The sequence below is a fragment of the Microcoleus sp. F10-B2 genome (assembly GCF_036704965.1).
In the GTDB taxonomy this organism is placed as follows: domain Bacteria; phylum Cyanobacteriota; class Cyanobacteriia; order Cyanobacteriales; family Microcoleaceae; genus Microcoleus.
The window spans coordinates 51,194-63,272 of sequence record NZ_JAUBTB010000043.1; the positions used below are offsets into that span (position 1 = coordinate 51,194).

The 12,079-nt window shown below is 47.2% G+C and carries 11 protein-coding genes and 1 pseudogene; 7 read left to right on the plus strand and 5 right to left on the minus strand.

The genetic code is table 11. The features are described from left to right. Positions 1–29 precede the first annotated feature (29 nt). On the minus strand, positions 30–683 hold the full coding sequence (locus tag QUA99_RS17935) for a pentapeptide repeat-containing protein (RefSeq protein WP_333239350.1): 654 nt from the start codon (positions 681–683) through the stop codon (positions 30–32). Positions 684–721: 38 nt separating this feature from the next. Here QUA99_RS17935 and QUA99_RS17940 point away from each other — a divergent pair, with 38 nt between their 5' ends. The 6 genes from QUA99_RS17940 (at position 722) to QUA99_RS17965 (ending at position 7,428) form a co-directional block, all read left to right on the plus strand. Next, positions 722–2,155: a hypothetical protein gene (locus QUA99_RS17940; RefSeq protein ID WP_333239352.1), complete on the plus strand. Its 1,434-nt coding sequence runs from the start codon at positions 722–724 to the stop codon at positions 2,153–2,155. Positions 2,156–2,569: 414 nt separating this feature from the next. Further along, positions 2,570–4,153 (plus strand): chloride channel protein, encoded by a 1,584-nt coding sequence (locus QUA99_RS17945; RefSeq protein WP_333239354.1) that lies wholly within the window; start codon positions 2,570–2,572, stop codon positions 4,151–4,153. A 62-nt stretch (positions 4,154–4,215) separates the two neighbouring features. Further along, the gene (locus QUA99_RS17950) at positions 4,216–5,100 is read left to right on the plus strand and encodes an Rpn family recombination-promoting nuclease/putative transposase (protein WP_333343456.1); all 885 of its coding nucleotides are present in this window, start codon (positions 4,216–4,218) and stop codon (positions 5,098–5,100) included. Between the two features lie 69 nt (positions 5,101–5,169). Further along, entirely contained in the window at positions 5,170–6,048 is an 879-nt protein-coding gene (locus QUA99_RS17955) for an Rpn family recombination-promoting nuclease/putative transposase (protein WP_333343458.1), read from the plus strand. A 558-nt stretch (positions 6,049–6,606) separates the two neighbouring features. After that, entirely contained in the window at positions 6,607–7,086 is a 480-nt protein-coding gene (locus QUA99_RS17960; protein WP_333239360.1) for a J domain-containing protein, read from the plus strand. A 69-nt stretch (positions 7,087–7,155) separates the two neighbouring features. Next, entirely contained in the window at positions 7,156–7,428 is a 273-nt protein-coding gene (locus tag QUA99_RS17965) for a DUF3143 domain-containing protein (RefSeq protein ID WP_333239362.1), read from the plus strand. Positions 7,429–7,617: 189 nt separating this feature from the next. Here the strand turns inward: QUA99_RS17965 and QUA99_RS17970 are convergent, their stop codons facing one another. The 3 genes from QUA99_RS17970 to lysA all read right to left on the minus strand — a co-directional run bounded on the left by QUA99_RS17970 (position 7,618) and on the right by lysA (position 10,921). After that, positions 7,618–8,364, minus strand: a complete 747-nt coding sequence (locus QUA99_RS17970) for an isoprenyl transferase (RefSeq protein ID WP_333239364.1) — start codon at positions 8,362–8,364, stop codon at positions 7,618–7,620. Further along, positions 8,361–9,275 carry a diadenylate cyclase CdaA gene (gene cdaA, locus QUA99_RS17975; protein ID WP_333239366.1) on the minus strand — a complete coding sequence of 305 codons (915 nt, stop codon included), beginning with the start codon at positions 9,273–9,275 and terminating at the stop codon, positions 8,361–8,363. The genes QUA99_RS17970 and cdaA overlap by 4 nt, the downstream gene beginning before the upstream one ends. Before the next feature lie 227 nt (positions 9,276–9,502). After that, entirely contained in the window at positions 9,503–10,921 is a 1,419-nt protein-coding gene (lysA, locus tag QUA99_RS17980; protein WP_333239368.1) for a diaminopimelate decarboxylase, read from the minus strand. A gap of 158 nt (positions 10,922–11,079) precedes the next feature. Here lysA and rimI point away from each other — a divergent pair, with 158 nt between their 5' ends. After that, complete coding sequence (gene rimI / locus QUA99_RS17985) at positions 11,080–11,721, plus strand: ribosomal protein S18-alanine N-acetyltransferase (protein ID WP_333239370.1); 642 nt, start codon at positions 11,080–11,082, stop codon at positions 11,719–11,721. A gap of 125 nt (positions 11,722–11,846) precedes the next feature. Here rimI and QUA99_RS17990 read toward each other — a convergent pair. After that, positions 11,847–12,079, minus strand: a pseudogene (locus QUA99_RS17990) (IS4 family transposase); the annotation flags it as partial.

The following is a 12,079-nucleotide window of genomic DNA, read 5'->3' on the forward strand; positions in this document are numbered from 1 at the left end:
AATTCAAGACGACTAATGACTAATGACTATCATTCATGCCTGGTACCGTCCGGCATAATCGCCCCCTTTAAATTCGCTCCTGCCAAATTGGTACTAAGCAGCAAAGCATTCCTCAAATTAGCACCCTTTAAATTAGCCTCTTCCAGGTTTGCCATCCACAGATTCGCCCCCTCCAAATTCGCACCCTCCAAGTTAGCATTCACCAGAAAAGTCCCTTTCATGAAAGCACCTTTTAAATTGGCATTTTTCAAGTTATTAGCTCCCAAATAAGCATCCTCTAGAAAGGCATTTTCTAAATTGCTATCCTCCAAATTCGCCCCTACTAAATTGGTGCCAATCAGGTAGACTCCGCGCAAATTTGCTTTTTTCAAATTAGCATTTACCAGATTGGCACTCCACAAATTGGCATCTTTAAGGTTAGCATTTTCTAAATTAACGCCTTCGAGAAAAACAGCACTCAAATTAGCGGCTGAGAGATTGCAGTCCCGACATTCTCTCGCTACAAGCAAATGTCGGACTCGATGCTTAGCTGAGGAAATGTTGGCTGCAAAAATTATCAAACCTGTACCTGTTAAGGCGATAATGCTAAAAGTTGTCAGTTCGATCGCACTTACAAGTTTTCTCTGTTGTATTTCTCGGAAAATCCGCTTGCAGCACCTAAAAATATTTAGAGAATTGCTCATATTTATAATCCAGTGTTTGGCTTCCCTGCCCTTCCCCTATGAAAAAACAGTTAAAATTTAAATTCCTGACGATCGCACTTATTGTAAGCTTAGCAATAATCGGTGTCGGATGCGATCGCCTTTTCAAAAAACCCTTTCAACTTCCCGCCTCAGCCAAACAAGAACCCTGGCCAATTCAAACAGGCCTCCGAGCAGCCATCCTCCGCGACAACATACCAACAGTCAACCGCGTAGTTTTAGTACCCGACGAAGCCACATTCTTAGCAGCAATCCAAAAATGGAATCTCAAAGGTAACTGGCCTATTCTCATCGAAGATAAAAAATATGCGCCCATGTTTTTGCAGCGCTTTCAACCCGAAGAAATAGTCCGTTTGCCAAGCATCAAACAGCAACTGCCAAAAAATCAAAAACTCCAACAATTAATGCTCAACAGCGCAGCAGCAGCCTGGAATGCCACCGATACTCAAACCTTAAAAGCAAAATGGACGCAACTCGGCTGGGAACCCCCAGGAGTAGTAATCACATCAGAAAACGACCCCGCACGCTCAGCAGCAGTTGCCTTAGCAGCCGCTCACGGCCAACCTTTAGTATTTCTTGAAGGCAACTTCGGCAAACCCAACGATACCCTCAATAACACACAGTGGAAAACTCTGCAACTAGCAGTTACAAAAGCCGTCGAATCAACCGGATATTTTTACTCTCAACTCGCAGACAATATCGACACAATAACCATTGTACGCCAACTAGCCGTAAAATATCAATCCCCTCAAAACAAAGACGAACAATTAGCTGTTACCGACGGTTTGGGACGGCACCCGAACGGCGAACGTTGGGCGGCTGTCGGCTGGATTTACGGCTCCGAAGTACGATCGATCTATCAAGCCATGTGTGCCATATTTCTAGACAGCAAAACAGCCATGCTTTATGACAGTTACCCCAAGGAAGGAAATTGGGGAAAATATGAAATGGAGGCAGCAGCTAGCGGACTAAAAACCATAGGTTTAAATGTCGAAATAGTGCAGCAACCAGAATCTAGCTTGGAAAAGTGGCGGAGTTTAGCCTCAAAACCGTGGACATTTGACTTAATATTAATGAATTCCAAAGGCTATCCAAAATCATTTCAAGTCGGCAACGGCGACGCTTCTGTCGAGGACATACCACAACTCCAATTTCCCGCAGCAATCCACACGATCCACAGTTGGTCAGCAGCAGCGCCAGATGACACAAACACCGTTGCCGGAAGGTGGCTAGAGAATGGTGCTTACGCATATATTGGCAGCGTCAATGAACCGCTTTTATCTGCATTTATTCCACCTAAATTAATGGTCGATCGCCTGAAGCGAGGGGCACCCTTTTTAATCGCAGCACGCCAGCTAGAATCCCCGCCCTGGAAAGTCGCCACCATCGGCGATCCGCTAATGCCGATCGCCAAACCCAGACCAAGAATCCCGCCCAGTCAACAACCGATGTGATCTTGTGCGCGATCGATTGGAGATTGGAGATTTGAGATTTGAGATTTGAGATTTGAGATTTGTGGTTTTAAGGTAAAATCTCAAATCTCCAATTATTTAATCTGAATGTTGTTTTTCACTGAGTTATATGATATTAACAGTTCACTGATGCGATCGCCCTAAGCGCCAACACTGTAAATATACTTAATTAGCATTATCGCAAAAGTCTATCTAAGTTTGAATGTAACTCAGAATACAATTACGCCAAATCTGCTGACTCTCTGAATTGGTCATTCCACCCCAGCCGCAGGCCCAAAAAATCTACCCTAAAATACGCCTTAATTAACTTGTCAATTCCCGTAAAATCACTCAAAATTAAAAAAAGAAATAAAATGTAATATTTATCTAACTTCTCACAGAAGAATTAACCGCTAAATGAGAGTCACCCCTCCTGTGGATCTGCCGCCACCCGGACCAACCGCAGCAACTCCCCAAGCCTCCCGCCTAAGCCCGCTATTCAACCGCCTGCACCCGAGCCCTGAAACCCTCCTGCTCATCCTCTCCCTAATCATCGGGGGAGTTACGGGCGCAGGCGTGGTCACTTTTCACTATCTCATCAACTTGATCCACAGCCTGATGCTGGAAGACTTTATGGGGGCGATCGCCTCCAAAGGCTCTTGGACGCTAGCCTGCATTCCCACCCTCGGCGGAGTCGTCATCGGGCTGATGCGGTGGCGGTTTCGGGACTTTGGCCCGAATATGTCTTCCTTAATTGCAGCCACCCGCGGCCTGCAAGAACTCTCTCCTCTCAAGCCCATCACCAAAATGATGGCAGCCTCAGTTTCCCTCGGCACCGGTGCCTCCCTCGGCCCGGAAGCCCCCAGCGTCGAAATCGGTGCCAACTTCGGAATGCTGCTGGCTCAAGTCTTGCAGCTTTCGCCAGAACGGCAGCGCTTGCTCCTCGGGGCGGGAGCAGCAGCAGGTTTATCCGCTGGGTTTAACTCTCCCATCGCCGGAGTCTTCTTTGCCTTAGAAGTCGTGCTCGGCAGCACCTTCGCCACTTCGTCAGTCAGCGTTGTCTTGCTCTCGGCCGTAGTTTCGGCGCTGATCGCTCAAATCTGCTTGGGAGCTCAGCCGGCGTTTGCTTTGCCGGTTTACGATGTCCGCAGCCCCCTAGAACTTCCTCTGTACATGGGGTTGGGACTTTTGGCGAGCGGAGTCTCCCTAGCCTACAAAGAAGCAATTCAATTGGCAGATCGCTGTTTTCAAGGCAAAATCCGAGGATTTGCTTGGCTCGGACGACTGCCCCGGCCGCTTCAGCCCATCATCGGCGGGGCCTGCGTCGGCTTAGTCGCCCTGCAATTTCCTCAAATTTTGGGTGTCGGCTACGAAACAATCCAAGCAATGCTCCAAGATGTTAAATTTTCCTTGCCTTTGCTGCTGCAGCTGCTGTTTGTCAAACTGGCGATGACAGCAATCAGCCTCGGCAGCGGTTTAGTGGGCGGTATATTCGCTCCGGCGATGTTTTTGGGAGCTTCCCTGGGTTCGGCTTACGGCCTGTTTTTGGAAATGCTGCCGGCAATGAGCGATCGAGTCGCCGGCCCTGCCGCCTACGCAATGGTGGGAATGGCCGCCGTCCTCGCCGGCAGCGCCAGAGCACCGCTGACAGCCATCCTATTGATGTTTGAATTAACCCGCGATTACCGGATTGTCTTGCCTTTGATGGCAGCAGTCGGATTGAGCGTTTGGCTGGTGGAGTGTGTCAACCGCCGATCGACAGCCCACAGCCTCAACCTTCAGCAAATGGGCGTAGACGTGGCTCTCAATACACCGATCAAAGCCAGAGAACAGTTGCAAGATTGGGAAGATGTTCTCGGCGATCGCATCGTCACAGAATTGATTTCTTGCCAAATTCCCCTTGATGACGAACACAGGGACGATGAGCCTGTGCTCGCGAGCGCTAATGCACATTTGCCGGAAAATGTCAAACCATTACCTGAAACAAAATCAGCAGTTTGACCCAGCTCATATCCCGTTGCTTCGTCACAAAACCAATAACCTCAAAGCTAAATCTGACAACTATGATATTTATCAACCCAAAAACCGATTACGCCTTCAAAAAAATATTCGGTTCCTCAGAAAGCAAAGAGATTCTAATTAGCTTTCTCAACGCCTTAATTTATGAAGGCAATCCCACAATTCAAGACTTAGAAATCATCAACCCGAATCTGCCGCCCAAACTAGAAGGCTTAAAAGATAGTTATCTGGATGTGAAAGCCAAACTCAGCGACGGCACTTTAGTAATTATTGAAATGCAAGTGATCAACGTCCAGTCTTTTGGAAAACGAGTTTTGTACAATGCAGCCAAAACTTACGCTTTTCAATTGGAAGCAGCCCAAGGATATCGAATGCTGAAGCCAGTAATTGCTCTGACAATTACTGATTTTGAAATGTTTCGTAACAGCCCCGAATTTATTTCCAGATTTGTGTTCAAAGAAGTCAAGACAAATTTGACTTATCCCGAAAACGAGCTGGATTTAGTGTTTGTAGAGTTGCCCAAGTTTACCAAAGGACAGGAGGAACTTGAAACTTTAGCAGACAAATGGATTTATTTTATGAAAAATGCGAGAAGTCTGACATCGGTTCCAGAAACAATGGATAGCATACCAGAAATACATGAAGCTTTTAATATTGCGAATCAAGCCAGTTTGAGCCGAGAGGAAGTGGAAGATTTGGACAGAAGAGAACAGTTTATTTATGACCAACAGGGAGCAATTATTAAAGCTGTTCAGGACGGCATAGAACAAGGCATAGAACAAGGCATAGAACAAGGACGAGAACAAGGAATGCGAGAAGAAAAGCTGGCGATAGCCAGACAATTACTTTCACAGCTAGATAATGCCACGATCGGTCAAGTTACAGGGCTTAGCGTTGAGGATGTACAAAATTTGCGGGGAGATTCTTAACCCTTCCTACGAGCATAATTTACTGTACTGATTGAATTCCTACCCTACCCTACGGGCAAATTTATAACTATGATATTTATCAACCCAAAAACCGATTACGCCTTCAAAAAAATATTCGGTTCCTCAGAAAGCAAAGAGATTCTAATTAGCTTTCTCAACGCCTTAATTTATGAAGGCAATCCCACAATTCAAGACTTAGAAATCATCAACCCGAATCTGCCGCCCAAACTAGAAGGCTTAAAAGATAGTTATCTGGATGTGAAAGCCAAACTCAGCGACGGCACTTTAGTAATTATTGAAATGCAAGTGATCAACGTCCAGTCTTTTGGAAAACGAGTTTTGTACAATGCAGCCAAAACTTACGCTTTTCAATTGGAAGCAGCCCAAGGATATCGAATGCTGAAGCCAGTAATTGCTCTGACAATTACTGATTTTGAAATGTTTCGTAACAGCCCCGAATTTATTTCCAGATTTGTGTTCAAAGAAGTCAAGACAAATTTGACTTATCCCGAAAACGAGCTGGATTTAGTGTTTGTAGAGTTGCCCAAGTTTACCAAAGGACAGGAGGAACTTGAAACTTTAGCAGACAAATGGATTTATTTTATGAAAAATGCGAGAAGTCTGACATCGGTTCCAGAAACAATGGATAGCATACCAGAAATACATGAAGCTTTTAATATTGCGAATCAAGCCAGTTTGAGCCGAGAGGAAGTGGAAGATTTGGACAGAAGAGAACAGTTTATTTACGACCAACAGGGAGCAATTATTAAAGCTGTTCAGGACGGCATAGAACAAGGCATAGAACAAGGCATAGAACAAGGGATGCGAGAAAAGGCGATCGCGATCGCCCGACAATTATTTTCACGGCTAGATGACGAAACTATCAGCCAAACTACCGGGCTTAGCCTTGAGGATGTACGGAATTTGCGTGAAGCGAAGCTATCTTGAAGGGAATCGGGCGATTCATAGTTTAAAGGAATTGGTAAAAGGAGTGGATTTGTGATGTGATTAGACTATCCTGAATATGAAAAACTACGCAAGCAAAGTTGGTTCTTGGGATTGCTTTGGCGTATAGGTGACTTGGGATACTATCTTGGGCTATTTGGCGCATTAGGATCGCCATTAATGATGATTTACAAGTCAACTCACGAGTCGAAAAGGTCATTTGCCCTGGTACACAGCCTTATTGGGTGGATTTATCTGTACAGCATTCTGCGTTGGCATCTTTTTGACTTCCGCAGAGCTTAAAAGTTTTGCTTTGAAAAGAGGAGAGGCTTTAAAAAATAAACGTTGACTGATTCCATGAAAAAATAGAATACCTCCTTAAGCGCAGCACTTAAAGCCTGCGGGGATATAACGGAAAAAGAGCGACCTACCGATGGACGCGCGATCGTACGTTGAGCCGATCGCCCGCGAAACCCCCTCGATCGAACAGACAGTAGCGCTCCCCTCAACTCTGGGCTAAAATGATCGAAAATTATTCACAACAAGCCTAGAGGCGCTGAGGTGACTCCTAACGAGGGAACTGCAAAAAGCAAAAGTCAGAAAATACCGGGCAAAACCCCCTTGGGTTCTAGCTACTACGGCTTGTTAGGGCTGCATCCTTCAGCCTCAGCGATCGAAATTCGGCGATCGTACCGGGAACTGAGCAAACTCTACCATCCCGATACCACCGACCTGCCACCCGCAGTCGCTACTGCCAAATTTCAGCAGCTCAACAACGCCTACGCCACCCTCAGCAACCCAGAACGCCGCCTCGCCTACGACCTCAAAATAGGCTATTCTCGGATGAACGTGATTGGGCCGCCCCCAGGCTTCAATACTCCGGTTTCGGGTTCCGGCGAAAAAACTTCCAAATCCGCTTACCTAGACCCCACGGATCGACCTCTTTCCCCCGGAGAAATGTTCGCCCTGTCGATCATGGGAGCTAGCTTAATCGGATGTTTGGTACTGGCGATCGCGATCGGCTTAATTCGTGGCAATTAAACCCTCAAATCCCAAATCCCCAATCCCAAGCCTAAAATCCCCAATCTAAAATCTCAAATCTCAAATCCCATGACTCTTCCTTCCGCTGACACTCCTTTGTACAACCATCCACTCCCCGAAATCGAGCAGTGGCTCAAAAGCTGCGGCTGCCAGCAAGACCGGCGAGAACTCCACTGCTGGCAGATCGAGCAACTTACATGGAAAGCAGAACTCTCCCTCGATATCGACCAACTCACTGTCCGCTACATCGAGGCCGGAGCCGACGGCCAAGACATTCAGCGAGCATTCAAATACTCCCTCTCACGTCAGGACATTGAAGCTGCTGTTTTCTCTGGGCCCTAATTATTAGATTTTAGATTTAAGATTTTCAATTTTAGAGTTGTCCTCCAATCTAAAATCTAAAATAGTTATCTTGAGCAAGACATGAGTGAAAGTGGTATTAGATTTTAGATGGGAAATTAAGGTCAGAATCGACACCTAATTGGAAACTGAACAATTAACCCAAAATCTCAAATCTCACATCTAAAATCGTTAAACTTTGCCAAATCGGCGGTTACGTTGCTGATAAGTAGACAAAGCGCGGTGAAACTCCGATCGATCGAAATCCGGCCACAGCGTCTCAGTAATATAAATTTCCGAATAAGCCATTTGCCATAGTAAAAAATTGCTCAACCGCATTTCCCCGCTCGTCCGGATCAGCAAATCCGGGTCACAAACATCAGCAGTATACAAATAGCGTTTAAATAAAACCTCATCAATCTCCTCCGGCTGCAACTTGCCCTCTTTCACCTGAGTGGCGATCGCCCGACAAGCTTGCACGATCTCCTGACGCCCCCCGTAATTCGTCGCCACCGTAAACAAAATCCCCTGATTGTGCTGAGTTGCCGTCACAGAACGCTCGATTTCCGCCTGCAAAGACTTCGGCAAAGCCTGCAAATTTCCCATAAATTGAATTTGTACGTCCTCGTCCACCATCTCCCGCAATTCTTGCCGCAGCTTACCCTCAAACAAACTCATCAAAAAATCCACTTCCCCGGTCGGCCGCCCCCAATTCTCCGTCGAAAAAGCATAGGCCGTTAAAGCTGGAATCCCCCAATCTTTGCAGCAGCGCAGCAGTTCCTTGAGAGTGCTAGCTCCTCGGCGGTGCCCGGCAATCCGCGGCAATCCCTTATTCTTAGCCCACCGCCCGTTCCCGTCCATAATCACTGCTATGTGTTTAGGCAGTAGTTCTTGTTGCAGATCCTCCGGCAACTTTTCCAAGCAAATTCCTTGACTCATGGTTTCTCCCGATTACCCGATCGGCGCATTATCCGCTTTAACAGTGTCACTCCCTTCAATCCTATCTGGCGTCCGAGATTGCCGATCGGAATTGGAGCCACAGCTCTTTCTCCCTCTGACGGAAACAGCTTTGCTTCCAGCAATTCCTTAAGTTTGCTGCTAGTCAAAGGTCGATTTAAAGTTCCCATCTGCGCCAGAGAAATAGAACCCGTTTCCTCCGACACCACCACGCACACGCAAGCTTGCACCCGTTCCGTAATCCCCATCGCCGCCCGGTGGCGGGTTCCCAACTGCCGCGACGCGCTGCGGTCGGACAAAGGCAAAATTACCCCTGCCGACACGATCCGCGAACCTCGAATCAAAACAGCTCCGTCGTGGAGCAATGTTTGCGGCTGAAAGATAGTCTGCAACAATTCTTTAGAAACTTCAGCATTTAGCTTCACTCCCGGGACTGAAAAATCCCGATCGTCGATCGGAGAATCTGTTTCTACAATTAATAAAGCGCCCGTGCGGTTTTGCGAAAGTTCTTTTACTGCGTCCACAATTTCATCTATAACGCTGTCCGGTTCGGGAGTTGGTCGGCGATCCCGTCCAAACAATTGTATAATTTCCCCCCGACCCAATTGTTCCAGAAATCGGCGAAACTCCGACTGCAATATTACCGCCATTGCCACAGCCGAACCCGTCACCAAGCTGTTGAGGGCAACGTGCAACAGTTTCAATCCAGCCCAGTTGCTCACCGCCGCCGCCAGCATCAAAATGATAAATCCCCTTACCATCCACAGCGTCCTGCGCTCCCCAACAATGACGAGCACCAAATACGCAAGCGCAAAAACCAGTCCAATATCGAGCCCTTGAATCAATAAGGACTGAACGAGGCCAATGTCATAGCCAGATTGTTGATTGTTCATGGTTCATCGAACGCTACCGCCTGTGAACCGCGAACCGTGATGCACTCGAACCCGTGAACCATGAACAGTTGTTATAAGGAATACGCTGAAAATCCCCGCGTTTTTAGACCGGGGAGTGTCAATCCAATCGCGTCACTGAACAAGGCAAAAGTTAAAAGTCAAACAGCAATCACTGAGTAAACATCAATGGTCTTTCTTTTAACTTTTAACTTTTAACTTCTCAGTTTTTACTTTTGAACTCCGAGCCGTTCAGGAAGGCGGTCAAGCCTCAGCAAATCCTGGTAAGTTTCCCGCTGTATAATCGTGTTAACTTCCCCATTTCTCACTAAAACCGCTGCCGGTCGAGGTACTCGGTTGTAGTTAGAAGCCATGCTGTAATTGTATGCCCCTGTAGCCGTAACCGCGAGGACATCTCCGGCCTGACACTCGGGCAATTTGGCATCTTTAATCAGAACATCGCCTGACTCGCAGTGTTTCCCAGCAATTGTCACTGTTTCCGTTAAGGGAGCAGACATTTTACCGGCTGCGAGGACTCGATAAACTGATTGATAGGTAATAGGACGCGGATTGTCGGACATCCCTCCATCTACAGCTAAATACGTCCGCATTCCCGGAATGACTTTTTGAGAGCCAACGGTATAAGCAGTGACGCAGGCTGTACCGACGAGCGATCGACCCGGTTCGCAAAGCAATTTGGGTAATGGCAATTGATGCCGCTCGCAAGCTGCTACCACTGCGGAGCAAATTGTACGAGCCCAATCTTCAATGCTGGGAGGATCGTCCGCTTCAGTATAGCGAATGCCCAACCCTCCGCCAATATTAATTTCTGTCGCAGGCAAACCATAACTAAGTGCTTTTGTCAATCCCTCAACTATGACATCGGCTAAATCGTCATGGGGTTGCAGTTCAAAAATCTGAGAGCCGATGTGAGCGTGCACTCCCACGCAAAATAAGGACGGCTGTTGGCTGATGAAAGTAAATACTCGATCGAGCGAGTTGGGATCGAAGCCAAATTTACTGTCGATTTGGCCAGTTTTAATGTAGTCGTGAGTGTGACACTCAATTCCAGGAGTAAACCGCACCATAACTCGTGTCTGCCCACCTGTGAGGCTGCTGACACCCGATGCTCCCAACTCTGCTAGAGTCTCTAAATCCCGCCAATTGTCGGCTACGGTAATGCAGCCGTTTTCGACAGCTAGCTGCAGTTCCTCGCGGGACTTGTTGTTACCGTGAAAGTAGATTTTGTCGGGACTGACGCCGGCTTGCAGTGCAGTGTGGATTTCTCCGGCGGATACGACATCTATGCCTAAACCTTCGGAAGCTGCGATCGCGCAAACTGCCAAACAACTCCAAGCTTTAGAAGCATAGAGCACTTGAGATTCGCCCGGATAGTAACGCCTAAAAGCATCCCGGTACTGGGTGCAAGCAGCCCGCAGCGTTTCTTCGTCTAAAATATACAACGGCGAGCCAAATTGCTCCACCAAGGCTGTCACCTCGCAGCCTCCGATTTCCAACCGATCGCTGCTGTTAACACTGGCTGTCAGCGGTAACAGTTCTTGATTTGGCGATCGAGTTTGCAGGGCTTGTTGAGACTCAGACAGATACTTAAGTCCCGATTCCACCCCGAAAGATTGAGTTGATACCATCGCGCAATAACTATCCTAGGTTATTAGTCAGCAGTCATCAATCAGCAGTCAGCAGTCGGCAGTCATTAATCAGCAGTCATTGGTCGTTGGCAGTAGACTAATGTCTGGAGACTTGTGAGTCATGACTCAAAACTAGCAACAAACAGCTAATCGCTACTGTGTTTTCCAGTGTACAATTTACAGCCGTGCGTTTTCTACAAATTAAACATCTCGCCGCCGAACACCTCAACAGTGCAGTCGAACTCGATCGCCTCTGTTTTGGCGGACTTTGGACGATCGAAGGCTACAGACGCGAGTTAGACAGTCCTAACAGTGATTTACTGGGTTTGTGGGCATCGGAAACCGAGGTCGGCAACTCAGCTCAAAACCTGGCGGGCACGGGGGCACCACCCCTACAGATTCCCCCTACTCTCATCGGTTTGGGTTGCCTGTGGGCAATTTTAGAAGAAGCTCACATTACAATTTTGGCAATTCTGCCTCGCTTTCAAGGTCAGGGTTTAGGACAAGCTCTGCTTTGGGCTTTACTAAAAAAGGCTCACTACAGACAATTAGAACGGGCAACCTTAGAAGTGCGTGAATCTAATTTAGCCGCCGTGTCTCTGTACAAAAAATTTGGTTTTAAAGAGGCAGGACGGCGGAAAAGATACTACGAAGATACCGGAGAAGATGCTCTGGTAATGTGGCGCAGCGGCCTAGAGAAACCAGAATTTCAGCAATATTTGGCGGTTGAGAAAGTGCAAATTTGCGATCGGCTGCATCAGAAAAACTGCCATTTGGCGATCGATAATTTTGAGTCGTGAGCATGAGGCTCCAGAAACCCGGTTTTTGGAGAAAATATTTCGTTACCGCCCGTAGATTCAATAAAAAACCCGGGGTAGTGCTTTTTTGTAAAGGACAGAGGAAACTGGGGGGGTGACAAAGAGGCCTAGGAGATAGACCGAATCAGGGTTGCAGCCCGCATACCTTGTTGATAAAAGCGACGTTTATTTGGAGTTAACTTTATTAACTGTTCCACCACATCAGAATATTGTTCGAGATAATTAACCCACTTTTCTCCATCTAAACCAACACCAAATGTACTCCGTCTTCGATATCTTTTTTTAGGCTCTTGACGCCGACATACATATTTTTCTACCTGCTTTTTCCGAAGAGACGTGC